Below are 22,450 nucleotides of genomic sequence, written 5' to 3'. Positions count from 1 at the left end.
TACCGACGATCCGGGCATATGGGGCCGGGCATATGGGGAAAGCAATGGCACGTCTTGCGGTTGTCACTGGGGGAACGCGCGGGATTGGCGCGGAAATAAGCAAGACGCTTGCGAGGGCTGGACACGTCGTCGTCGCCATTTATGCGCGCAACGACGACGCGGCTCAAAGATTCAACGATGAAACCGGGTGTCTGATACGGCGGTGGGACGTGTCGTCGGCGGAGGCCTGTGAGGAAGGGATGGGCAGGCTGTCTGCCGAGATTGGGCATTGCGATATTTTGGTCAACAATGCGGGGATAAATTCGGACAATTCGCTTCTGAGAATGCAGCCCCGACAATGGAACGAAGTGATGGCGACAAACACCGGCGGCTGTTTCAATATGACGAAGTCCGTCTTCGGTAAGATGAAAGAAAGGCGGTTCGGCAGAATTATCCACATCGGGTCGGTCGTTGGAAGGGCCGGTGCTATTGGAGTAAGCAATTACGTCGCCTCCAAGGCCGCGATTAATGGGCTTTCCAAAGCGATCGCCATGGAAGGCGCGCCCTTCGGCATCACATCCAATGTCGTGGAGCCCGGTTATATAGACGCGGGCCTTATCAAAAACGTGCCGGACAAGATTCTAGACCGTATCCGGCAGAACATTCCTGTCGGGCGCTTGGGCACCCCCGAGGAGGTCGCGCACGCGGTGATGTTCCTGGCGGACGAGAAAGCGGCATTTATCACGGGTGTAAATTTAATGGTAAATGGCGGACATCATCTTGGTGTTTGAGTATTATTTGCACGTCATCACATATCGGATGCGAATAGCAGATGGAACCTCGCCTTCATGGCGGTTCACCCCAGGCGGGCCTCTGCGTGAGGACGCCCGCCGCCGCGGACGCCACCGGCCCGGGGCCGTCTCCCACGGTTGATCCCGTGGTCAACCTGCGTCTGGACGGGGGCCCCACCATGCTCGAGGATTAGGGCCGGCCCGCCAGGCTTTCAGGCGCACCCTATTTCTCGCCCACGATGCGCGTGCGGCCGGGGGACTGGCGGCGGAAGGCGGAATAGCACTTTGCCACCGCCTTGCTGGGGGCGGCCAGCCGCGCCAGCAGTTGGCCGCGGAAGCCGATGGCGAGGGCGTCCTGCGGCTCGGCGTGGGCGAGGTTCGCTGCGGGACGTTTGACCCAGGTGGGGATCGCCGGCTCGGCCGGGATAAGGCCCAGTTGGCGTCCAGTGTCTGCGAACAGGGAGAGGGCGTGGTCGATCTGGCTTCGACTGTGGGCGGCGCTGACGCTGGAGCGGAGCAGGGCGAGGCCCTTGGGCGTGGCGGGAGGCAGGCTGACGTTGGTGTAGAGGCCGGCTTCGAGCAGGCGGGTCCAGAAGGCGAAGGCGGTCTTGGGATCGGGCATGATGGCGGAGACGACGGGGCTGGCCTCGGGCCCGACATGGAAGCCCAGGTCGCCGAGGCCGGCATGGAAGCGGCGTGCGTTGTCCATCAGCTGCTGGCGCAGCGCCGGGCGGTGGCGCAGCTGGTTCAGCGCCTCCGTCACCGCCGCCACCACGGCCGGGGGCAGGGAGGCGGTGAACATGTAGGGCCGGCTGGCGACGCGCAGGATGTCGAAGCCGTCCATGTCGCTGACGCAGAAGCCGCCGATGCCGCCCAGGCTCTTGGAGAAGGTGCCGACGACGAAGTCGACCTCGTCCTCGACGCCGGCGGCCTCGGCCAGGCCGCGCCCGGTGCGTCCCAGGACGCCCAGGGAATGGGCCTCGTCCACCACCAGGTAGGCGCCCCACTTGCGCTTGACCTCGACGAACTCGCGCAGGGGGGCGGTGTCGCCCAGCATGGAATAGATGCCCTCGACGACGATGACCTTGTCGCCGGGGGTGTCGGCCAGGCGGCGCAGGCGGTTGTCGAGATCGTCGGGGTCGTTGTGGCGGAAGCGGGTGACCTGGGCGTGGCCCAGGCGGGAGCCGTCATAGATGCTGGCGTGGCTGTCGGCGTCCAGGATCAGATGGTCGTCCTTGCCGGCCAGGGCGGAGAGGATGCCCAGGTTGGCCTGGTAGCCGGTGGAGAACACCATGCAGTGCCGCCGGCCGTAGAAGTCGGCCAGGTGGCGTTCCAGCTGGCGGTGGCCGCCGTAGCTGCCGTTGGCGACGCGCGAGCCGGTGGTGCCGGCGCCCAGGCTGCGGGTCGCGGCGGCGGCGGCGTCGATCACGGCGGGGTCGTAGGTCAGCCCCAGGTAGTTGTTGGTGCCCAGCAGCAGGATGCGCCGGCCGGCGATTATCCCCTCGGTTGGTGAGAGCACCCGGTCGAAGCTGACGTTGAAGGGGTTGTAGCCGGTGGATTCCAGGCTCTCGAACTGCCTCATCAGCGGCGCGAACTTATCGAAAAGAGCCATGGGTCAGCGGCCACCCTTAAGGTCCTGCGCCGCGGCGATAAGATCGCCGACAGTCTTCACTTCGGCGATCCGGTCCAGCGGGATGGAGATGTCGAGCGCGTCCTCGATCTCCATCACGAAATCCATAACGGCGACCGAATCCAGACCGAGGCCCTCGGTGATGTTCGTATCATCCGATAATTCGACAGGTCTATCCAGCGAGGCGCGGAGGGCGTCGAAGACAAGCGACCGGATCTGCTCTGCTGAGTTCTGCATATCTTGGCATCGGAAACGTTATGGGGGGGACGCTACGAGGGACTCGATCGCTTGGGCGGCCCGTGATCAGGATCAATGGTCCGGCACGGGAGTAGAGGGGAGGCCCTGTGCGCCGCAGCCGGGTTCCTTGCCCGGCTGCGACGATGAGGCACTTCATTTGGCGACGGCGAGCTTCAGGGTGGTGCTGCGGATGAAGGTCTCGGTCATCTGGTAGGCGATGTCGTCGGTGTACTGGACCGGGGGGTGCTTGCAGAAATAGGCGCTGGGACCTTCCAGGATGCCGCCGATGCCGTTGTCGAGGGCGAGCTTGCAGCAGCGGATCATGTCGATGACGACGCCGGCGGAATTGGGCAAGTCCTCGACCGAGAGGCGCAGCTCGATATCCATGGGGACGTCGCCGAACAGGTGGCCCTCCATGCGGATGAAGCACAGCTTGTTGTCGTTCTGCCAGGGCACGTAGTCGCTGGGGCCGACGTGGATGTTGTCGTCCTCGATGCGCTTGTGGGCGACGGCCTGCACGGCCTCGGTCTTTGACTTCTTCTTGGAGACCAGGCGGTGCTGGTTCTTCATGTTGAGGAAGTCGGTGTTGCCGCCGGTGTTGAGCTGGTAGGTGCGCAGCAGCTTGACGCCGCGCTTGGCGAACAGGTCAGTCAGCACGCGGTGGGTGATGGTGGCGCCCAGCTGGGATTTGATGTCGTCGCCGATGATAGGCAGGTTGCGGGCCTTGAAGCGGTCGGCGAAGGCTTTGTCGCTGGCGATGAACACCGGCATGTTGTTGATGAAGGCGACGCCGGCCTCCAGCGCGCATTCCGCGTAGAAGCGGGCGGCCTGTTCGGAGCCCACGGGCATGTAGTTCAGCAGGACCTCGGCGCCGGTGCGCTTCAGCTCGGCGACGATCTCGTCCTTGCTCAGCTCGGCCGTGTCGGCGCGCATGAAGGTGCGGTCTTCCGAATAGTCCGCCATGTGGTCGGAGATGCCGTCCAGCACCTGGCCCATCTTGACGGTCACGCCGCTGTCGGGAATGTCGGCCTGGAAAACCTTGGTGCAGTTGGGCTTGGCGAAGATGGCGCGATGGACGTCGGTGCCCACCTTGCGCGCGTCCACGTCGAACGCGGCGACGACCGCGATGTCGCAGGGCAGGAAGCCGCCGATCTCACGATGCATCAGGCCGACCACGCCGTCGCGGCAGCGCTCAGGGGTGTAGTAATGAATGCCCTGGATCAGCGCGCTCGCACAGTTTCCGATGCCCGCGATGGCGATACGGATTTTGGCCCTCTGCATGACATAACCTGTGAGTTGCTGGTTGCAAAATAGTAGATGAAAGTCGGGCAAGGCGCGCCAAAAGGATGTGAGCACCCTCACACTTTTGTGACGGAAATGATGGCCGACACACCATATCGGCGCCATTTCCGCCCGCAGCCCCATAAACGGTGTGCCGGGGCCGGATTCCAACCGGCCATTCAGCATGCCCGGTGAGAGGAACGGTGGGGGTCGTCGCTATTGAATCCGGCTGTCACCTATGAAAGAAACGGGCACCCCTCCGCCCTCCCATGGTGCAGTTTTCGATGCGAATATTATTCACCTTCGAGAACCCTTTACCAAGCACCGAAGCGGATGCTGAAGTATTTACCACCACGGCCCGGTATCTGGCCCCGCTGACGGAAGGGGCGTGGCTGCACGTCCCCCTGAAGGACGCGGCGGGGCGGGCGGCGGCGGCGGCCCTGGCCGGCATGCCGGTGGTCGACGCGCGCGCTCCGATCACGCCGGCGGCGCTGCGGCATTTCCTCTGCGGGCTCACCCTGCCTTTCCGGAAAGAGTTTCGCCGGGCCGACGTGGTCTACACCCGCAACCTCTGGGTCGCCTGGATGGCCATCCTGTTCGGGCAGAAGGTCGCCTTCGATCACTACCGCCCGTGGCCCGACCAAATCCCGCCGCTGCAGTTCTGGCTGTACCGCCTGCTCTGCCACCCGCGCTTCATCGTCAAGATCTGCCATTCCGATTACACCCGGCGCAAATACCTGGCCTTGGGAATTCCCGAGGACAAGGTGCGCTGCATCCGCAACGGCTATGAGCCGGCACGGTTCCAGGCCCGCATCCCCCTTGAGGAGGCCAAGCGGCGGATCGGCGTCGAGCCCGGTCAGAAGACGGTCGTCTACACCGGCCGGGTGAATCACAAGAAGGGCCTGGCCCTGGCGGTCGAGGCGGCGAAGGAGCGGCCGGACGTCCTGTTCATCCTGGTGGGATCGTATGGGGAAGGGCCGATCGAGGCCATGGCCCGCGACGTGCCCAATGTGCGCATCGTCCCCTATCAGCCGGCGGACAAGCTGGCCGACTACGTCTACGCCGCCGACATCCTGCTGATTCCGCCGTCCTGGCTGCCGCTGGCGGAGTTCGGGTCGACGGTTCTGCCGCTGAAGGTGTTCTTCTACCTCGCTTCCGGCCGGCCCATCCTGGCCGGGCGCACGCCCGACGTGGGCGAGGTCCTGCGCCACGATGAGAACGCCCATCTCTGCCCGCCCGATTCCGTGCCCGACCTGGTCGCCGGCATCGACGCGCTGCTGGGCGATCCGGCCCGTGCCGCCCGCCTGGCGGAAACGGCCCTGGCCGACAGCCGCGACTACACCTGGGCCGAGCGGGCGCAGCGCATCCATGCCCTGGTGGAGGAGCGCATGAATGCCGCCCCGGTGAGGGCGGGCACCTGGGGCGGGCGGGAATTCCGGGCGTGGCGCCAGCAGTCGCGCCACTGGCTGGCCCACCTGGTCAACAAGGGCGCCTGGGTGCTGCCGCCCCGTCCCGAGGCCCCCCTCGGAATGGATAGGACAATGGATAGGACAATGGATAGGACGACGTGAGCGACGGCGACCATCAGCGCCATCTGCGCCGGGGTTTCAACTGGCTGGGCGGCGCCACCGTCCTGGCCAAGATCATTGACTTCTCCACCATCCTCGCCGTGCTGACCTTCCTCAGCAAGGAACAGGTGGGCGTGGCCTCGCTGGTCATCTCCACCGGCATGGTGATCGAGGCCTTCGACGGGCTGGGCACGGGCGACGCCCTGGTCCAGGCCCCCACGATGGCCAAGCGTCAGCTGGACAGCCTCTTCTGGTTCATCCTGGGCGCCGCCTTCCTCATGGGTGCCGTGACCTTGGCGGTGGCGCCGGGGCTGGAGGCCCTGTACGGCGTCACCGGGATGGCGGCCTACTTCACCGCCGTGGCCGCCAAGCAGCCGATGGTCGCCGCCGCGGTGATCCCGCTGGCGCTGCTCAACCGCGACCTGAAATATGAGCGGATCGCCGTCGTCAACGTGGCGGCCACGCTGGGGGCGGCGCTGACGCGTCTGGGCCTGGCCATGGCCGGCGCCGGGGCCTGGGCCCTGGTGGCGGGCTATGTTTCCAGCGGCCTCTACACGCTGATCGGCGCCACGCTGGCGCGCCCCTTCCGCCCTGGCGCGCACTTCCGGCTGGACGACATCCGGGGCCTGGTCCGCTTCGGCTTCCGCGCCGCGGCGGTGAACCTGTTCGAGCAGATCTTCAAGAATATCGATTTCCTGCTGGTGGGCTGGTTCTACGGCCCCGCCCCCCTGGCGCTGTACCGCGTCGCCTTCGACATCGCCATGGAACCGGTGATGGCGGTGGGCACGCTCATCAACCGCACGGCGCTGCCCGTCTTCGCCCGCCTGGCTGGCGACAGGGCCGGGCTGACCCAATCGCTGACCTGGTCCTTGCGCCGGCTGGCCCTGCTGACGGCCCCCCTGATGGTGGGCCTGATCCTGGCGGCCGATCCTCTGACCGCCCTGATCCATGACGACCACGGCCTCAGCTATGCCGCCGCCGCCCTGCCGCTGAAGCTGCTGGCCGCGGCCGCCCTGCTGCGGGTGACCTCGCAACTGCTGACGCCGCTGATGATGGCGTCGGGCCGGCCGGGGCTGGCGGCCCAGCTGTCGGCCGCCACGCTGACCCTGCTGAGCGCCGGCATCGTGGCGGTGGGCGCCCTGCTGCCGGCCGAGGGCGGAATCATCGCCGTCGCGGCGGTGTGGCTGGCGATCTATCCGCCGCTGCTGGCGTGGGGCGCCCGTTATCTGGAGCGGACATGGGCCATCGGCGCCGCCAGCGTCGTCCGGGCCTTCCTGCTGCCCGCGGCCGGCGTTGCCGTCATGGCCGCCGTGGTCTGGACCCTGCGCCTGCTGCCCGGGGGCGACCGGCCCGCCGTCAGCGTCGCCATCGTCGCGGTGGCGATGGCGGTCGCCTATGGCGGGCTGTTCCGGTACGACCGGGAAAAGCCGGTCAACTGACCGGCTTGGCCGCACCATCCGCCGGCGGTGCGCCGGCGGGCCGGGCCGTGGGGTCCGGAATGGACTGGCGCCGCCGGTCGAACATGCTCATCTGATGCACACAGCTCAGCGTGCAGGTCGGGGCGCAGCCCTTTTCGGTGTGATATTCCCGCTTGATGTCTTCCAGCGTGTAGTCCAGCAGCGGCTTGTTGGGATAGCCCCGCTGCTGCGAACACCAATGCACCCGCCCGTCCTCGGTGACGTACAGGTAGCGAGCGCCGGCGCGGCAGTGCCAGTCGTTGGCCTGGCCGTTCATCAGGTTTTTCTGGAACAGCCGGTAGTTCAGGGTGTGCACCAGGGACGGCGAAATCTGGGTGACCTTCTCATAGGCCAGCATCTGCGCCGGGCTCAGGGGCTTCAGCGTGCCGCTGCCGTCATGCAGCACGCCCACGGAATGCTGCAGGCCGAACTTGGCCGCCGTTTCCGCCACCGTCACCACGTCCTGCGTCCGCTCCCCCGTGACGCCCAGCACGGAGTTCACGTTCACCTTGAACAGCGCATGCTTGGACAGCAGCTCCAGCTTCCCCTCGACCGACTTCAGGCTCTTCATCGAGATTTCGTCGGGCTCAAGGTTGTCGATGCTGATCTGCATGCCTTGAAGGCCGGCGGCGTTCAGGCGGTCGATCCATTCCTTGGTCAGGCGGAAGCCGTTGGTGATGGTGGTGACGATCATCCCCTTCTGCCGGGCATGGCGCACGGCCTTGTCCAGGTCGGGGTTCAGCAGGGGCTCGCCGCCCGTGAAGGTGATGGAGGACGTCTTCAGCGCCGCCAGATGGTCGACGCGCGCCAGCAAGTCCTTCAGCGGCACGGGCGGGGAGAAGTCGTCATATTCGTTGCAATAGCCGCAGGCCAGGTTGCAGCGGCGCGTCACCACCACCTGGGCCAGCAGCGGCGTGTACCGCTGCCCGACGGCGCGGGCGGCGAAGCGGAGACCGGCGGCCAGGTTTTCCAGGCGGCCGGGACGGGTGGTGTCAGTCGTCGAGGTCATAGGGACATTCCGCGCAGCAGATCGTGTTTCGCAGCAGGCCGTGTTTCAAAGCGAAGGGACAAAGGATCAAACCGGAAGGGCCGTCAGGCGCCGCCGCGCCCGGCGCCAGGGCGGAGGCCACCAGCGCAGGCCGGCCACGTCCAGCATCTCCTCCCCCGCCATGGGGTGGCGACCTTCGGCCTCCGGCGCCTGGCCGTAAAGTGTTTCTTGCGCCGGCCAGCGATGGAATGGCGTCCAGGTCCAGGCGCCATGGCGCCGATACGTCTTCATCAGGCCGCGCGCCAGGGCGACGTCGGGCCGGACGCGGCGCCGCTCCGTCCAGCATGGGGCGCCGGCCAGCCGGATGGCCAGCGGCCAGCTCTTGGCGTCCACATAATTGCTGAACCAGACGTGAAAGCCCAGCTCGGCCTGAAGGGCGGTGACGGCGCGGTGGACCTGCACATGCTCGGCGTGGCCGTACTCACCCCAGGGATTGTGGGTGTAGACCTCGGCGCATCCCGCCAGGACCGGGCGCAGGGTTGCCACCAGGCGGGGGAAGTTCACCTCATAGCGGGGGCGGGCCGCCGCGTCGGTGATCTGCAGCCCCTGGGGCGTGGTCACCGGGTTGGCCCGGTCGACGGCGAAGCCGGCACCGCTTTCCGGAATGCGGAGGTCGATCAGACCCGGCAGGGCCAGGGCCGCCACCGCGTGCCGCCGCGCCGCCGCTTTGGCCGGCCGGCCGAAGGGATCGCCGAAGCAGAAGACGACCCGGTCGGCACTGGCCAGGGCGGAGCTGAGCCACAGGATCTCGTCATCCGGATGCGCGACCACGACCGCCCGCCCGGCCGTCCTCTGGTCGCTCGCCCCCTGTCCGGGCGCGCCTTGGGGGCCTGCGCCGCCGTCATGCCGCATGGCCGGCCACCTGGTCGTATATATCCTCCAGCGCCGCCGTCTGGCGGGCGATGTCGAACCGTGCCCCCACGTGGGCGCGCGCCTCCAATCCCATGCGGCGGCGCAGGTCGCGGTTGTCCAGCAGGGTTTCCATATGCCGGGCCAGGGCCTCGGCGTCACGCTCCGGTGCCAGCAGGCCGGTGCGGCCCTCCACGATGGCTTCCGGAATGCCGCCGATGCGGCTGCCGATCACGGGGACGCCGGTGGCGGCGGCCTCCAGCATGACCATGCCCAAGCCCTCGACGCGCCCGGTGTTGGTGCGCACGCTGGGCAGGACCAGCATTGCCGCCCGGCGCATCCGCGCCAGAACCTCGGTATGGGGCAGGGCGCCCAAGAAGCGTATGCGACTGCTCAATCCCAGCGTTCCCGCAAGCCGTTGCAACGGCTTGCGCAAAGGCCCGTCGCCGATGATGTCCAGTTGGGCCTTGGGATGCCAATCCGCAAGAAGGGAGAAGGCGCGGATCAGATATTCCGCCCCTTTCACCTCCACCAGGCGGGCGACGTGCAGGATGGTGGGCGTTTCCTCCTCCGGGTCGCGGGGGCGGATGGCCTGGCAGTCGACGCCGATGTAGTGCACCCGCGTCCGCTCCGCCGGGAAGCCCATGGCCAGCACCCGCTCCCGAATGAAGGCGGAGGCGCAGAGGAACAGGTCCCCCTGCCGCGCCAGGCGGCCGCGGAACAGGGGATAGTTCACCCAGGCGGGCGACATCATCAATGCCGCGGTCGACAGCGTGGCGTCGAAGCCGTGGAAGGTGGTGATCAGCGGCAGGCCCAGGCGCCGCGCCATCGGCAGGGCATAGACGCCCTCCACCCCGAAATGGGCATGGACCAGGGCCGGCCGCCGTCCCGCCAGCAGGCGCTCATACGGTGCCGGATCGCGGGTCAGCATCTGCCAGCCGATGCGGGGCAGGGTGAAGCGTGGCCAGAGATCGGCCAGCGCCAGCGAGGCGGCGCCCGGCGGCGGCGGGCCGTAGCGCAGGCGCCCGACGTATAGCGGCGCATGGCGGCGCAGGAAGCGCGCCTGCTCCGTGATGAAGGTCTCGGAAACGCGGAACAGGTTGTGCCGGAAGATGACCACGTCACGCATGCGCGAGGTCTTCACAGGGCTTGAAGTCCGTCCGTCCCCGCCCGTACATGGTGCGTACGGGCGCGCCCGGAAAAAAGGACTGGTGAGGGACGTGTTGGTGATGCGAGTCAAGCTTGACGCCCGCGCCGTGCTGGCGGGCATCTGGTCTCTGGCGGCGGTGGCGGCCCCGGTGACGGCGGTCCTGGCCCTGCCCACGGTGGCCCGGGCGGAGAAGGCGGTGGCCATGCCCGGCCCGCCGTGCGACCCGGACGATACCGCCCAGGTCCGGCTGCGGCTCAACGTCACCGGCATGCACTCGGGCAAGGGCAATGTCACCATCACCATCTATCCGGACGATGCCAACCATTTCCTGGATGGCGCCTACAAGGTCGCCCGCCAGATCCTGCCGGTCGTCCTGCCCGTGACAGAGGCCTGCATCGTCCTGCCCCAGGCCGGCCATTACGCGGTGGCGTTGTTCCATGATGAAAACGACAATGGCCATTTCGATACGACGATGCTCGGCATTCCGGCGGAGGGGTACGGCTTCTCCAACAATCCGACGCTGTACCTGGGGCCGCCGGACCTGGGCAAGGTGCGCATCCCCGTCCAGGCCGGGGACAATCCCGTTTCCGTGCTGATGAAGTACTACTGAGCGGCGGCGCGGATTTCGGGCTGGGCGACCGGTTCTGCCGGGATGAGGCCCAGTTCGCGTCCTGTGGTGGCGAAGAGGGAGAGGGCGTGGTCGATCTGGCTGCGGCTGTGAGCGGCGCTGACGCTGGAGCGGAGCAGGGCGAGGCCCTTGGGCGTGGCGGGAGGCAGGCTGACGTTGGTGTAGAGGCCGGCCTCGAGCAGGTGGGTCCAGAAGGCGAAGGCGGTCTTGGGATCGGGCATGATGGCGGAGACGACGGGGCTGGCCTCGGGCCCGACATGGAAGCCCAGGTCGCCGAGGCCGGCGTGGAAGCGGCGGGCGTTGTCCATCAGCTGCTGGCGCAGCGCCGGGCGGTGGCGCAGCTGGTTCAGCGCCTCCGTCACCGCCGCCACCACGGCCGGGGGCAGGGAGGCGGTGAACATGTAGGGCCGGCTGGCGACGCGCAGGATGTCGAAGCCGTCCATGTCGCTGACGCAGAAGCCGCCGATGCCGCCCAGGCTCTTGGAGAAGGTGCCGACGACGAAGTCGACCTCGTCCTCGACGCCGGCGGCCTCGGCCAGACCGCGCCCGGTGCGTCCCAGGACGCCCAGGGAATGGGCCTCGTCCACCACCAGGTAGGCGCCCCACTTGCGCTTGACCTCGACGAACTCGCGCAGGGGGGCGGTGTCGCCCAGCATGGAATAGATGCCCTCGACGACGATGACCTTGTCGCCGGGGGTGTCGGCCAGGCGGCGCAGGCGGTTGTCGAGGTCGTCGGGATCGTTGTGGCGGAAGCGGGTGACCTGGGCGTGGCCCAGGCGGGAGCCGTCATAGATGCTGGCGTGGCTGTCGGCGTCCAGGATCAGATGGTCGTCCTTGCCGGCCAGGGCGGAGAGGATGCCCAGGTTGGCCTGGTAGCCGGTGGAGAACACCATGCAGTGCCGCCGGCCGTAGAAGTCGGCCAGGTGGCGTTCCAGCTGGCGGTGGCCGCCGTAGCTGCCGTTGGCGACGCGCGAGCCGGTGGTGCCGGCGCCCAGGCTGCGGGTCGCGGCGGCGGCGGCGTCGATCACGGCGGGGTCGTAGGTCAGCCCCAGGTAGTTGTTGGTGCCCAGCAACAGGATGCGCCGGCCGGCGATTATCCCCTCGGTTGGTGAGAGCACCCGGTCGAAGCTGACGTTGAAGGGGTTGTAGCCGGTGGATTCCAGGCTCTCGAACTGCCTCATCAGCGGCGCGAACTTATCGAAAAGAGCCATGGGTCAGCGGCCACCCTTAAGATCACATGCCGTAGCGATAAGATCACCAACGGTCTTCACCTCGGCGATCCGGTCCAGCGGGATGGAGATGTCGAGCGCGTCCTCGATCTCCATCACGAAATCCATAACGGCAACCGAATCCAGACCGAGGCCTTCGGTGATGTTCGTATCATCCGATAATTCGACGGGCCGTTCCAGAGAGGCGCGGAGGGCGTCGAATACAAGCGACCGGATCTGCTCTTCTGAGTTAGCCATGCTTCTATATTAGCTATGCCACCATCGCGGAGCTGCCATTCTACCCACTCGCAATTTAGCGAAGGCTTCATATATCCGCCGTAACCTTTATAGAAGGCTGTCGTCGGATTGTCATAGACATTAATGCAAGATGTCGTATGCCATGTGCGGACGGCCGGTGCGATAACGCCGGGGGGAGTTAGTGGGCACCCGGCCGGATAGGGTAATCCCCTGACGAACCAAGCGCGGGATGGCGTGGAACTTTGATCATCGAACGCTACCTGATCCGGGAAGTCGCGAAGCCGCTGGCGGCCGTGCTGGGCATCCTTGCGGCCCTGTTCGTGGGCTACAGCACCGCGGGCCTGCTGGCAGACGCGGTCAACGGCCTGTTGCCGACCGGCGCCATCGCTGAATTGGTCGGGCTCAAGCTCCTGATCTCGCTAGAGGTTCTGATTCCCATTTCGCTGTATGTCTCAGTGGTGATGGCCTTCGGCAAGCTCTACGGCGACTCCGAGATCACGGCCATGTTTGCCCTGCACGTGAGTCCCGGCATCGTGTTGCGCGCGCTGTTTATGCTGTCGGGCGGTCTGGCGGTGCTGGTGCTGGCGCTTTCCCTGTTCGTACGCCCCTGGGCCTATGAGAAGTCGCACGACATCACGTATCGCGCCCAGCTTTCCATGAACGTCGATGCCATGGAATCGGGCACCTTCTACCTCAACAAGCATGGTGGCCGGGTCATCTTCTTCCCCCGGCGGGAGGGCGTCCGGGGCCCGGCGAAAGAGGTCTTCATCCAGATCCAGCATCCGACCACCACCGATATCATCATGGCGCAGAGCGCCCGCGCCCTGCCGCCGAAGCGGGACGGCGGATCGAACGTGCGGCTGGATGATGCGCACGTCTATTTCTTGGGCCGCGACAACTCGACCCAGGACCGTATGATGGATGTGGGCAGCGTCACGCTGGATCCCGCCAACCACAACATCGCCCCGCAGGAATACAGCGCCACAGGCGTCAGCAGTGCCCGTTTGGCCCGCTCCAGCGATCCTGCCGACATCGCGGAGTTCCAGTGGCGGCTGTCCACCTGCCTCTCCACCCTCCTGCTGGGCCTGCTGGGCATGCCCCTCAGCCGCGTCAATCCCCGGCAGGGGGGGCGCTACGCCAAGTTCGGCACTGCCATCCTGGTCTATTCCGGCTATTACCTGCTGTGCACGTCGGCCCGCACCTGGGTCCAGCATGGCTCCGTCGGCGCCATTCCCGGTATCTGGTGGGCGCCGGCGCTGCTGGCGGTGCTGCTGGTCGTGGCGCTGTACTGGCCGCAGTGGAACGTGGAGTTCCGAGTCCGGGCCCTGGTCAAGCGGCTGTCCGGCAGCCTTGAGGTGCCGCGGGAACACACTGTCCGCCATGACCCAGTTTGATCGGTATATCGGCGGCGCGACACTGAAGGCTTTCCTGACGGTCGCCGGCGGAGTCGTGGCGCTGTTCAGCCTGCTGGAGTTCGTCGAACAGCTGAAGTCGGTGGGCGAGGGCCAATACCACGTGGTCAACGCCTTGGTCTATGTGCTGCTGACCAGCCCGTCGCGCCTTCTGCAGGTGGCGCCCGTTGCCATGCTGATCGGCACCCTGCTGGCCCTGGGCAGCCTGGGCAAGGGCTCGGAACTGACGGCCATGCGCGCCTTGTGCCTATCGGAAGTGCGCATCATCGGGTCGGTGCTCAAGCTGCTGCCGCCGGTCGTCCTCGTGCTGTTCCTAGTGGCCGAATTTGTCATTCCGCCAGCGCAACATTTGGCCCTGACCCTGCGATCCGCCGCTTTGGCCGACTCCCCCCTGGCGGACACCGGCGACAGCTTCTGGGCCGGCGGCGCGCGGCAATACCTGAACGTGCTGCGGATCGAGAGCAAGAACGTCCTGCGCGGCGTGAACGTCTACACCTTCTCCCAGGATGGCCGGCTGGAGACGTTCATTCATGCCGACCGCGCCGAAATCCAGGCGGAGGGGCCCTGGCAACTGCGCGACGTGACGCGCAAGACCGTGGACGCCAAGCAGATCCATACTGAGCATCTGGACAGCCTGTCCTGGGCATCCTTCCTGCCGGGCAAGCGTGTGCAGGACCTGATGCCGGTGCCGGAGAACATGTCGCCGACGGACCTTTATCGCTATGTCCGCGAGATGGGGCGGCAGGGGCAGCACGCCGTGCGCTATGAACAGGAACTGTGGACCAAGCTCAGCCTGCCGCTGACCATGCTGGCCATGGCGCTGATCGCGGCGCCGTTCGTGTTCGGGCCGCCGCGGTCCCAGTCCACGGGCCAGCAGATCACCATCGGCGCCGTGATCGGCATCGTCTTTTCCCTGACGCAGCAGATTTCCGATCGCCTGGACCTGCTGCTGAACCTCAGCCCCGCCGTGACGGCCCTGGGCCCGTCGCTGATCCTGATCGGGCTGGCCGCCTATCTTTTCCACCGGGCGCATAGGACGCGCCCGGTGCCGGCTATGCCGCCTGTCGCAAGCTCTTGAGGAAGCGGGTGGAGCGGGCGGCCTGGCGCGACAGCAGGACGGCCAGGATCAGGCTGAAACCCACCAGCTCGAACCAGAAATACAGCAGCGGCCGGCCCGCCGCGGCGGCGATGAAAATGCCCAGCGTGCGATAGTTGGCCGACAGGATGGACCAGCGCCGCACTGCCGGGGCGAAGGCGGCCCGGTACGCCTCCCGAATCTTCGGCGCGCGGGCCGCGTCGGCTGCCAAGGCACGCGCCAACTCGTCGTGGAAATCCACGGTGACGCCCGTCGTCAGGTACTGCAGGCGCAGATACAGGCGGTAGAGCGCGCCCAGCACGCCCGGGCGATGCGCCGCCGGGGTGTCCAGCTTGGCCAGTTCGGCGGATTTCCGTCCCCAGCCCCAGAAGTTGTAGCACTGGCGCTGCATCTCATAGGCGGCGGACTGGACCGCGTGGGCCACACCGGCGGCCACGATGACGATCCATACCCAGCCGCCGTGCTCCGCCGCCAGCGTCATGGCCAGGCCGACATAGACGGCGATGAAGGTGACGTAGTCGCAGATGCCGTCCAGGATCTTGCCGGTTTCCGACTGCGCGTTGGTCAGCCGGGCCAACTGGCCGTCGGCACCGTCCATGACGTGCCAGGCGATCATCAGGACGAAGGCCGCCACCGTCCACGCCAGGGTCTGGTAATGGGTGTAGGCCACGCCGGCGGCGATGCCGAAGGCCATCCCGGCCAGGGACACCGCGTTCGGCGGTATCCCCAGGGCGGCGAACCTGGGGGTCAGCCAGCTTGAGATGGGATGGATGACGTACAGGTTGGTGACCTCCTCGATTTCGGAGGTCCGCTTGACCGGTTCAGTGGTTTGCATGGCTCAGAGCTGGCCGGCGTCCAGAAGCTTCTCGGCCTTCTCGAACGCGATCGGGTCGTCGACGTCGATCCAGAACCGGTCGCCGATGTCGTGGACGCAGGCCTTCTTCCACCCCGCCAGGACATTCATGGCGCCCGAGATGCTGTCGTCGCCCTTGGCCTGGCTTTCCTCCAGCGCCGCGAACATGCCCGGCGTGCAGAGGAAGACGCCGGTGTCGAAGGCGTTGAAGTCGCGGATCACCTTGCCGATGTGCACGATCCGGCCGTCCACGCACTTCACCCGCGTGACGTCTTCCGGGTCGTTCAGCGGCCGTTCGATGTTGAAGTCGACGGCCAGGGTCACGGTGCCTGGTTCCGGCCGCAGCGCCATCAGGCCCTGGAAGATGCCGGGATCCACCAGGTGATCGCACATGGTCAGCAGGAAGGGCTCCGTCAGCAGGGCCTTCGCCTTGTGGACCGAGACGCCGTTGGCCCGTTCCCATTCGTCGTTGACGACATGGGAGACGGCAACGCCCACCCGCGCCGCCAGGACATCCACGGCGGCTCGCAGATCTTCGCCGCGATAGCCGCTGACCACCACGAATTCCGTGACGCCGGCGGCACGCCCCCGCTCCATCACGCGCTCGATCAGGGGGCTGCCCTTGATGGGAATCAGCGGCTTCAGCAGGCCGCGCTCCCGCAGCCGGGTTCCTTGCCCGGCTGCGACGATGAGGCACTTCATTTGGCGACGGCGAGCTTCAGGGTGGTGCTGCGGATGAAGGTCTCGGTCATCTGGTAGGCGATGTCGTCGGTGTACTGGACCGGGGGGTGCTTGCAGAAATAGGCGCTGGGACCTTCCAGGATGCCGCCGATGCCGTTGTCGAGGGCGAGCTTGCAGCAGCGGATCATGTCGATGACGACGCCGGCGGAATTGGGCGAGTCCTCGACCGAGAGGCGCAGCTCGATATCCATGGGGACGTCGCCGAACAGGTGGCCCTCCATGCGGATGAAGCACAGCTTGTTGTCGTTCTGCCAGGGCACGTAGTCGCTGGGGCCGACGTGGATGTTGTCGTCCTCGATGCGCTTGTGGGCGACGGCCTGCACGGCCTCGGTCTTTGACTTCTTCTTGGAGACCAGGCGGTGCTGGTTCTTCATGTTGAGGAAGTCGGTGTTGCCGCCGGTGTTGAGCTGGTAGGTGCGCAGCAGCTTGACGCCGCGCTTGGCGAACAGGTCGGTCAGCACGCGGTGGGTGATGGTGGCGCCCAGCTGGGATTTGATGTCGTCGCCGATGATAGGCAGGTTGCGGGCCTTGAAGCGGTCGGCGAAGGCTTTGTCGCTGGCGATGAACACCGGCATGTTGTTGATGAAGGCGACGCCGGCCTCCAGCGCGCATTCCGCGTAGAAGCGGGCGGCCCGTTCGGAGCCCACGGGCATGTAGTTCAGCAGGACCTCGGCGCCGGTGCGCTTCAGCTCGGCGACAATTTCGTCCTTGCTCAGCTCGGCCGCGTCGGCGCGCACGAAGGTGCGGTCTTCCGAATAGTCCGCCATGTGGTCGGAGATGCCGTCCAGCACCTGGCCCATCTTGACGGTCACGCCGCTGTCGGGAATGTCGGCCTGGAAAACCTTGGTGCAGTTGGGCTTGGCGAAGATGGCGCGATGGACGTCGGTGCCCACCTTGCGCGCGTCCACGTCGAACGCGGCGACGACCGCGATGTCGCAGGGCAGGAAGCCGCCGATCTCACGATGCATCAGGCCGACCACGCCGTCGCGGCAGCGCTCAGGGGTGTAGTAATGAATGCCCTGGATCAGCGCGCTCGCACAGTTTCCGATGCCCGCGATGGCGATACGGATTTTGGCCCTCTGCATGACGTAACCTGTGAGTTGCTAGTTGCAAAAAATTTTCAGCACACCGCCGGGCTTCGGTCACAGACCGTGCCGTCGTGTCCGCGGTAAGGAGCTTGGCCCGCACAGGTCACGATAGCCCATGACATAGATCGGAAACAGCATTGACATGAACCTGCAAAGCCACTTGCACATCTACCGGGGCGTCGGGCCGGCCACAAGCGCCGCGTTCGGCGCATCAGCCTCAACGACGGCACATTTGCCTTTCTGTCATCAATTTGCATACCTGTTTTCCAATCCCCTCGGCGTAAAGCCATAGAGAGTTAGGGTTACACGTAAAAATGACGTTTCCGACGCCCTCCCACCATCCCGGGCTCCCGACTCGCCATGCGGATTTCGTGTCCGTGGCCGACGCGCTGGATTACGCCGCCCAGGGTCCCACGGGTTACAATTTCTATTCCGGCAAGGGTGTCCTCAGCGAGGCCTTGCCCTACGCCACGCTGCGAGAGCAGGCGATCGATCTGGCCCGCCGCTTGTTGGGCATGGGCCTGGCCCCCGGCGACCGCGTCGGCCTGATCGCGGAAAGCGACGGTGATTTCGTCCGCGCCTTCTTCGCGTGCCAATACGCCCGGCTGGTGCCGGCGCCCATGCCGCTGCCCTCGGCGTTCGGGGGCAAGGACACCTACATCGCCCATATCCGGCGCATGCTGGAAAGCTGCGGCGCCACCGCCGCCTTCGGGCCGGCCATGTTCAACGACTGGCTGGCGCAGTCGGTCGAGGGTCTGGGCCTCAAGATTTCCGGCACCTTGGCCCTGCTGGACGACGTGGCGCCGTTCGCGGGCGATCTGCCGACCCAGTCGGCCGACAGCATCAGCTATCTGCAATTCTCATCGGGCAGCACACGCTTCCCCATGGGCGTCGCCGTGACTCAGCGCGCCTTCCTCAGCAACGCCGCCCACGTGGGCCGCACTGGCCTGGCCATCGACGACGGCGACCGCTGCATCTCCTGGCTGCCTTTCTACCATGACATGGGCCTGGTCGGCTTCCTGCTGATCCCCATGGCATGCCAGGTATCGGTGGACACGCTGCCCACCCGGGAATTCGCCCGCCGTCCCCTGATGTGGCTGGACCTTATCAGCCGCAACCGCGGCACCATCTCCTACAGCCCATCCTTCGGGTATGAGTTGTGCGCCCGCCGGGCGGAGACGCTGTCGACCGAGGGGATCGACCTTTCCAGCTGGCGCAGCGCCGGCATCGGCGGCGACATGATTCGCCCGCACGTGCTGGCCAATTTCGCGTCGCGCTTCGCCGCCAACGGCTTCGACGCCCGCGCTTTCGTGCCCAGCTACGGCATGGCCGAGGCGACGCTGGCCCTGAACTTCACGCCCAAGGGCCAGGGCGTGCGCCACGACGTGGTCGACAGCATCCTGCTGGAGAAGGAGCACCGCGCCGTGCCGGCCGCGTCAGGCGCCGAGCGCAGCCGCACCTTCGTGCTCTGCGGCCACATCCTGCCGGACCACGCCATCGAGGTGCGCGATAGCGCCGGCCAGCCGCAGCCGCAGCGCCACGTTGGGCGCATCTTCGTCCGCGGCCCCAGCCTGATGAGCGGCTATTTCGATGCGCCGGAAGAAACCGCCCGGGTCCTGGACGGGAACGGCTGGCTGGATACCGGCGACCTGGGCTACCTGCTGGACGACCAGATCGTCCTCACTGGGCGGGCCAAGGACCTGATCATCGTCAATGGCCGCAACCTGTGGCCGCAGGATCTGGAATGGACGGCGGAGGCGGAAATCGCCGCCCTGCGCAGCGGCGACGTCGCGGTCTTCTCCGTCGACAGCGGCGACGAGGAGGAGGTGGTGGCGCTGGTGCAGTGCCGCAGCCCGGACCAGGCCGCACGGGACGCCTTGGCCGGCGAAATCAGCCAGGTCTTCCGCAGCCGCTATGGTGTGCTGGCCCGCGTCGTCCTGGTGCCGCCGCACAGCCTGCCGCAGACCACGTCAGGCAAGCTCAGCCGCAGCCGGGCGAAGGCCCTGTACCAGGCGGGCGACATGCCCATCCTGGGCGTCTCCGCGCCGGTGGAGCCCGTCCTGGCATGAACGGGCGGCCCATCGTCGCTGTCACGGGCGCGACGGGCTTTCTCGGGTTGCATCTGGTCGCCACCCTGGCGCGGTCGGGCGCACGGTTGCGGATATTGGCCCGCCGGCCGCCGGACCACCCGGCCTGGACTGGCCTCACCTTCGAGACCGTCCGGGGCGGGCTGGAGGACCCTGACGCCTTGGCGCGGCTGGCCGGGGGCGCGCAGGTGCTGATCCACGCCGCCGGCCTGATCAAGGCGCCGGACCGGAACACCTTCATGGCCACCAACCGGGATGGCACCGCCCGGGTGGCCTCAACGTTGCGCCGCCTGGCGCCCCAGGCCCGCCTCATCGTCGTCTCCTCCCTGGCCGCGCGCGAACCGCAGCTGTCGGACTACGCGGCCAGCAAGCGGGCGGGTGAGGAGGCGGCACGGCAGGCTTACGCGGACGCGCCGGGGCAACTGGCCGTCCTGCGCCCGCCCATGATCTACGGCCCCTGGGACCGCGAGACGCTGGCGATTTTCAGGACGGCGTCGCGGCCGCTCATCCCGCTGGTGAACGACGGGCGCCTGGCGGCGGTCCACGTCAGCGACGCGGCCGGGGCCTTGAGCGCGGTCGTGACCGGCACCGGAATCCCATATGGGGGCATTTACGCCCTGGCCGATACCGAACCGGCCGGGTACGCCATGGCGGAGATGATGTGGCAGGCCGCCCTGGCCGTGCGCGGCGACGCGCGGCCCCGGTTCCTGCGGGTGCCCAGCCGCCTGCTGCTGGCGGCCGGGCAGGCGTCATCCTGGTGGGCAAAGGTGCGCGGCACCGCCCCCATCTTCACCGTGGGCAAGGCGCGGGAGATCCTGCACCCCGACTGGACGGTCACGCCCGATGAGCTGCTGCCCGCGGGCGTCTACCAGCCCACCGTGAGCCTGGCGCGGGGGTTCCGCGACACCGTCGGCTGGTACAGGTCCGCCGGCTGGCTGCCATGAGCCGTTTCAGAGGGCCTTCTCATAGATGCGGTAGGTCTTGTAGGCCACGCCGCCCAGGCTTTCGTTGATGCGGCGCATGGGCAGGTTGTTCTCCAGAATCCACGACAGCTCGATGTGCTGGAAGCCCATGGCCGCCGCGTCGGTGCGCACGGCGTCGATCAGCAGGAAGGGCAGCAGACTGCCGATCATGCCCTGGGACGCCGCCTTGCGGATGCCCATTAACGGCACGCGCGCGGTCTTGAGGCCCGAGACCTTCAGCCGCCACAGCAGCTTGGCCCAGCCCAGGGGCAGCAGCTTGCCGTTCAGGTCGCGGATGGCCTCGTTCAGGTTGGGCAGGCAGACGATGAAGCCGACCGCCTCGCCGTCCTGCTCCACGAACCGCACCAGGCGCGGGTTCAGCAAGGGCTTCAGCGACTTGGCCAGATAGTCGGTCTCCACTTCCGTCAGAGGGACGAAGCCCCAATTGTCCCGCCAGGCGTCGTTGAAGATGGAGGTGACGGCCTTGATCTCGTCATCGTAACGCTTGAAGTCCATCCGCCGCACCGTGATGCCCTTGGGCAGCGGCCGGTCGATCAGGCGGCGGGCGCCGGCGGGCAGATCCTTGGTGATGTCGTAAAGATAGGCGTAGACGTCCTTTTCCTTGCGCAGGCCCTGCTCTTCCAGGCGGGGGCCCATGTAGGGCTTGTCGTGCCCCATGAGCAGCATGGGCGGCGTGCCGAAGCCGTCGACCAGCAGCCCGATCTCCTCATTGATGTTCAGGTTCAGCGGGCCCTGCATGCGTGTCATGTCGCGGGTCCGCAGCCAGTCGGCGGCCACGTCCAGCAGCGCCTTGATGACCGCCGGATCGTCCTCCGCGGCGATCAGGCCGAACTGCCCGGTTCCATCCGGCCGCAGTTCCAGGGCGTGGTGGTCGATCTGGGCGCTGATCCGGCCCACGTCCCGCCCGTCCTTCCGGGCCAGCCAGAACTGCACGTCGGCATGGCCGAAGAAAGGGTTCTTGGCCGTCAACGCCTCTTTACGCTCCAGATGCAGCGGCGCGATGTAGTGCGGATCGTCCGTGTGCAACCTTTCGGGCAGGCGAATGAAACGGTCGAGAAGGGCGGGCCCCGTTACGGGGACGATGTCGATCGCGGTCACGAGGCCGCACCACCTGTGTCAGAAGTTGCGAATGCGGTTGGCGGACGGTCACGCGGCGGCGAGCCGGTCACCTCCATTACCCAGGGATAACGGCGGGCCTCGTCAAGGTCATAGCCGAGGTTGAAGACCGTGGCGCTTTTCGGGCAGTCGCGGGCCGAGGCGAAATAGGTGCCGAACAGCCGATCGGGCGTGAAGCTGACGATCCCCAGGTTGGTATCCTCATTATGGAAATGATGGATCAGGTGATCGCGCTTCAGCTTCTGGATGAAGCGGCTCTTGGGTTTGTAGTTAAGGTGCTGGATGCAGTGGATGAATTCATAGACGCAGGTGGTGGCCAGGCCGGTCGCCAGGGCCGCGCCGGCGGCCGGCCAGCCGCCGATGACATAGCCAACTGGCATGGACACCAGGGCGATGGTCGGCAGTGTGTTGGCGGGGGAGCCGAACAGGACCTCCAGCAGGTGCGGGTCCTGGTGATGGTCGAAATGGATGCGCTTCCATAGGCCGGCCGACCATTTCATCCGGTACAGCCAGCGGCCGTGCAGGATGTAGCGGTGGATCAGGAACCAGGCCATGGGATAGACGAAGAAGACCGCCAGGACGGCCAGCGCCGGCCCCTGCCATTGCCGCGCCGTGGCGATGGCGTAGACCGCGGCGGCCACGGCCAGCAAGCCGTAGATCTGGATCGCCGGATAGGTGAGGTACGCCCGCCAGAGATCCGCCAGGGTCATGCGGCCGAGATCGTAACTGCGCCCATGCCAGGCACGGCCCCAGGCGAGTTTCTGTGCCATTTCCTTAACCTCAAAGTCCCCAACGCCGATTACCCTCAGCGCCCGGCCTAGTTCTAGTCATGAATCGGCCGGGGTAAATCCCCGCATCCATCGCAGCGGCAACGCATATCCGCTATGGGCGGCGTCACAGCGCGCGTTGTTCCACCGGTCCAGGAAATGGGCCGCGGCGCTATGATTGATGCGGCGCAACAAAGGGCGGGAATAAACGTTGCGTGGGATC

21 protein-coding genes are annotated in these 22,450 nt (G+C 66.7%); 8 read left to right on the top strand and 13 right to left on the bottom strand.

The genetic code is table 11. The features are described 5' to 3' along the window. Positions 1–44: 44 nt before the first annotated feature. Positions 45–770: an SDR family oxidoreductase gene (locus UAA55_RS00860; RefSeq protein WP_322950778.1), complete on the top strand. Its 726-nt coding sequence runs from the start codon at positions 45–47 to the stop codon at positions 768–770. Positions 771–993: 223 nt separating this feature from the next. On the opposite strand, the gene spt (UAA55_RS00855) is transcribed toward UAA55_RS00860, so the two are convergent. The 3 genes from spt (UAA55_RS00855) to UAA55_RS00845 form a co-directional block, all read right to left on the bottom strand. Then, entirely contained in the window at positions 994–2,382 is a 1,389-nt protein-coding gene (gene spt / locus UAA55_RS00855) for a serine palmitoyltransferase (RefSeq protein ID WP_416235149.1), read from the bottom strand. A gap of 3 nt (positions 2,383–2,385) precedes the next feature. Beyond that, positions 2,386–2,637 (bottom strand): acyl carrier protein, encoded by a 252-nt coding sequence (locus UAA55_RS00850; RefSeq protein ID WP_322950777.1) that lies wholly within the window; start codon positions 2,635–2,637, stop codon positions 2,386–2,388. Positions 2,638–2,790: 153 nt separating this feature from the next. Then, positions 2,791–3,918, bottom strand: coding sequence for an inositol-3-phosphate synthase (locus tag UAA55_RS00845; RefSeq protein WP_322950776.1), 1,128 nt, complete (start codon positions 3,916–3,918; stop codon positions 2,791–2,793). Positions 3,919–4,202: 284 nt separating this feature from the next. Between UAA55_RS00845 and UAA55_RS00840 the strand changes: the two genes are divergently transcribed. After that, the gene (locus UAA55_RS00840; RefSeq protein WP_322950775.1) at positions 4,203–5,489 is read left to right on the top strand and encodes a glycosyltransferase; all 1,287 of its coding nucleotides are present in this window, start codon (positions 4,203–4,205) and stop codon (positions 5,487–5,489) included. Next, complete coding sequence (locus UAA55_RS00835) at positions 5,486–6,925, top strand: oligosaccharide flippase family protein (RefSeq protein WP_322950774.1); 1,440 nt, start codon at positions 5,486–5,488, stop codon at positions 6,923–6,925. Before UAA55_RS00840 ends, UAA55_RS00835 begins: the two co-directional genes overlap by 4 nt. Here UAA55_RS00835 and UAA55_RS00830 read toward each other — a convergent pair. The 3 genes from UAA55_RS00830 to UAA55_RS00820 form a co-directional block, all read right to left on the bottom strand. Then, positions 6,918–7,952, bottom strand: coding sequence for a radical SAM protein (locus UAA55_RS00830; protein WP_145620647.1), 1,035 nt, complete (start codon positions 7,950–7,952; stop codon positions 6,918–6,920). The genes UAA55_RS00835 and UAA55_RS00830 overlap by 8 nt on opposite strands. Positions 7,953–8,018: 66 nt before the next feature. After that, a complete protein-coding gene (locus UAA55_RS00825; RefSeq protein ID WP_322950773.1) occupies positions 8,019–8,762 on the bottom strand; it encodes a hypothetical protein in 744 nt (247 codons plus the stop codon). Between the two features lie 70 nt (positions 8,763–8,832). Further along, the gene (locus tag UAA55_RS00820; protein WP_322950772.1) at positions 8,833–9,969 is read right to left on the bottom strand and encodes a glycosyltransferase; all 1,137 of its coding nucleotides are present in this window, start codon (positions 9,967–9,969) and stop codon (positions 8,833–8,835) included. 100 nt (positions 9,970–10,069) lie between these two features. Here UAA55_RS00820 and UAA55_RS00815 point away from each other — a divergent pair, with 100 nt between their 5' ends. After that, complete coding sequence (locus UAA55_RS00815; protein ID WP_322950771.1) at positions 10,070–10,600, top strand: DUF2141 domain-containing protein; 531 nt, start codon at positions 10,070–10,072, stop codon at positions 10,598–10,600. Here the strand turns inward: UAA55_RS00815 and spt (UAA55_RS00810) are convergent. Then, on the bottom strand, positions 10,594–11,829 hold the full coding sequence (spt, locus tag UAA55_RS00810) for a serine palmitoyltransferase (protein WP_322950770.1): 1,236 nt from the start codon (positions 11,827–11,829) through the stop codon (positions 10,594–10,596). The two genes, UAA55_RS00815 and spt (UAA55_RS00810), sit on opposite strands and share 7 nt — an antisense overlap. Positions 11,830–11,832: 3 nt before the next feature. Further along, positions 11,833–12,084, bottom strand: a complete 252-nt coding sequence (locus tag UAA55_RS00805) for an acyl carrier protein (protein ID WP_322950769.1) — start codon at positions 12,082–12,084, stop codon at positions 11,833–11,835. Positions 12,085–12,326: 242 nt separating this feature from the next. Here UAA55_RS00805 and lptF point away from each other — a divergent pair, with 242 nt between their 5' ends. Further along, entirely contained in the window at positions 12,327–13,478 is a 1,152-nt protein-coding gene (gene lptF / locus UAA55_RS00800; RefSeq protein ID WP_322950768.1) for an LPS export ABC transporter permease LptF, read from the top strand. Next, positions 13,465–14,574 (top strand): LPS export ABC transporter permease LptG, encoded by a 1,110-nt coding sequence (gene lptG / locus UAA55_RS00795; RefSeq protein WP_322950767.1) that lies wholly within the window; start codon positions 13,465–13,467, stop codon positions 14,572–14,574. Before lptF ends, lptG begins: the two co-directional genes overlap by 14 nt. Here lptG and UAA55_RS00790 read toward each other — a convergent pair. The 3 genes from UAA55_RS00790 to UAA55_RS00780 are packed head-to-tail and all read right to left on the bottom strand — an operon-like array spanning position 14,549 to position 17,271. Then, positions 14,549–15,427: a CDP-alcohol phosphatidyltransferase family protein gene (locus UAA55_RS00790; protein WP_322950766.1), complete on the bottom strand. Its 879-nt coding sequence runs from the start codon at positions 15,425–15,427 to the stop codon at positions 14,549–14,551. The two genes, lptG and UAA55_RS00790, sit on opposite strands and share 26 nt — an antisense overlap. 3 nt (positions 15,428–15,430) lie before the next feature. Next, on the bottom strand, positions 15,431–16,147 hold the full coding sequence (locus tag UAA55_RS00785; RefSeq protein WP_322950765.1) for a phosphocholine cytidylyltransferase family protein: 717 nt from the start codon (positions 16,145–16,147) through the stop codon (positions 15,431–15,433). Continuing rightward, positions 16,144–17,271, bottom strand: coding sequence for an inositol-3-phosphate synthase (locus UAA55_RS00780; RefSeq protein WP_322950764.1), 1,128 nt, complete (start codon positions 17,269–17,271; stop codon positions 16,144–16,146). Before UAA55_RS00780 ends, UAA55_RS00785 begins: the two co-directional genes overlap by 4 nt. A gap of 317 nt (positions 17,272–17,588) precedes the next feature. Here UAA55_RS00780 and UAA55_RS00775 point away from each other — a divergent pair, with 317 nt between their 5' ends. Both UAA55_RS00775 and UAA55_RS00770 read left to right on the top strand, forming a co-directional pair. Continuing rightward, entirely contained in the window at positions 17,589–19,343 is a 1,755-nt protein-coding gene (locus tag UAA55_RS00775; protein ID WP_322950763.1) for a fatty acyl-AMP ligase, read from the top strand. Further along, complete coding sequence (locus tag UAA55_RS00770) at positions 19,340–20,305, top strand: NAD-dependent epimerase/dehydratase family protein (protein ID WP_322950762.1); 966 nt, start codon at positions 19,340–19,342, stop codon at positions 20,303–20,305. Before UAA55_RS00775 ends, UAA55_RS00770 begins: the two co-directional genes overlap by 4 nt. Positions 20,306–20,311: 6 nt before the next feature. Here UAA55_RS00770 and UAA55_RS00765 read toward each other — a convergent pair whose 3' ends face one another. Further along, positions 20,312–21,442 carry a GNAT family N-acetyltransferase gene (locus UAA55_RS00765; protein ID WP_322950761.1) on the bottom strand — a complete coding sequence of 377 codons (1,131 nt, stop codon included), beginning with the start codon at positions 21,440–21,442 and terminating at the stop codon, positions 20,312–20,314. After that, on the bottom strand, positions 21,439–22,230 hold the full coding sequence (locus tag UAA55_RS00760) for a sterol desaturase family protein (protein WP_322950760.1): 792 nt from the start codon (positions 22,228–22,230) through the stop codon (positions 21,439–21,441). Before UAA55_RS00760 ends, UAA55_RS00765 begins: the two co-directional genes overlap by 4 nt. Between the last annotated feature and the right edge of the window lie 220 nt (positions 22,231–22,450).

Origin of the sequence: Nitrospirillum guanabarense (assembly GCF_034653355.1) — a bacterium.
In the GTDB taxonomy this organism is placed as follows: domain Bacteria; phylum Pseudomonadota; class Alphaproteobacteria; order Azospirillales; family Azospirillaceae; genus Nitrospirillum.
This window is presented reverse-complemented; position numbering and strand designations above follow the sequence as displayed.

What these genes read in the sequence shown, in the direction of transcription:
- UAA55_RS00860 (WP_322950778.1), top strand. Translation starts at nt 45, where the DNA reads ATGGCACGTCTTGCGGTTGTCACTGGGGGAACGCGCGGGATTGGCGCG.
- spt (WP_416235149.1), bottom strand. Translation starts at nt 2,382, where the DNA reads ATGGCTCTTTTCGATAAGTTCGCGCCGCTGATGAGGCAGTTCGAGAGC.
- UAA55_RS00850 (WP_322950777.1), bottom strand. Translation starts at nt 2,637, where the DNA reads ATGCAGAACTCAGCAGAGCAGATCCGGTCGCTTGTCTTCGACGCCCTC.
- UAA55_RS00845 (WP_322950776.1), bottom strand. Translation starts at nt 3,918, where the DNA reads ATGCAGAGGGCCAAAATCCGTATCGCCATCGCGGGCATCGGAAACTGT.
- UAA55_RS00840 (WP_322950775.1), top strand. Translation starts at nt 4,203, where the DNA reads ATGCGAATATTATTCACCTTCGAGAACCCTTTACCAAGCACCGAAGCG.
- UAA55_RS00830 (WP_145620647.1), bottom strand. Translation starts at nt 7,952, where the DNA reads ATGACCTCGACGACTGACACCACCCGTCCCGGCCGCCTGGAAAACCTG.
- UAA55_RS00820 (WP_322950772.1), bottom strand. Translation starts at nt 9,969, where the DNA reads ATGCGTGACGTGGTCATCTTCCGGCACAACCTGTTCCGCGTTTCCGAG.
- UAA55_RS00815 (WP_322950771.1), top strand. Translation starts at nt 10,070, where the DNA reads ATGCGAGTCAAGCTTGACGCCCGCGCCGTGCTGGCGGGCATCTGGTCT.
- spt (WP_322950770.1), bottom strand. Translation starts at nt 11,829, where the DNA reads ATGGCTCTTTTCGATAAGTTCGCGCCGCTGATGAGGCAGTTCGAGAGC.
- UAA55_RS00805 (WP_322950769.1), bottom strand. Translation starts at nt 12,084, where the DNA reads ATGGCTAACTCAGAAGAGCAGATCCGGTCGCTTGTATTCGACGCCCTC.
- lptG (WP_322950767.1), top strand. Translation starts at nt 13,465, where the DNA reads ATGACCCAGTTTGATCGGTATATCGGCGGCGCGACACTGAAGGCTTTC.
- UAA55_RS00790 (WP_322950766.1), bottom strand. Translation starts at nt 15,427, where the DNA reads ATGCAAACCACTGAACCGGTCAAGCGGACCTCCGAAATCGAGGAGGTC.
- UAA55_RS00785 (WP_322950765.1), bottom strand. Translation starts at nt 16,147, where the DNA reads ATGAAGTGCCTCATCGTCGCAGCCGGGCAAGGAACCCGGCTGCGGGAG.
- UAA55_RS00780 (WP_322950764.1), bottom strand. Translation starts at nt 17,271, where the DNA reads ATGCAGAGGGCCAAAATCCGTATCGCCATCGCGGGCATCGGAAACTGT.
- UAA55_RS00775 (WP_322950763.1), top strand. Translation starts at nt 17,589, where the DNA reads ATGACGTTTCCGACGCCCTCCCACCATCCCGGGCTCCCGACTCGCCAT.
- UAA55_RS00770 (WP_322950762.1), top strand. Translation starts at nt 19,340, where the DNA reads ATGAACGGGCGGCCCATCGTCGCTGTCACGGGCGCGACGGGCTTTCTC.
- UAA55_RS00760 (WP_322950760.1), bottom strand. Translation starts at nt 22,230, where the DNA reads ATGGCACAGAAACTCGCCTGGGGCCGTGCCTGGCATGGGCGCAGTTAC.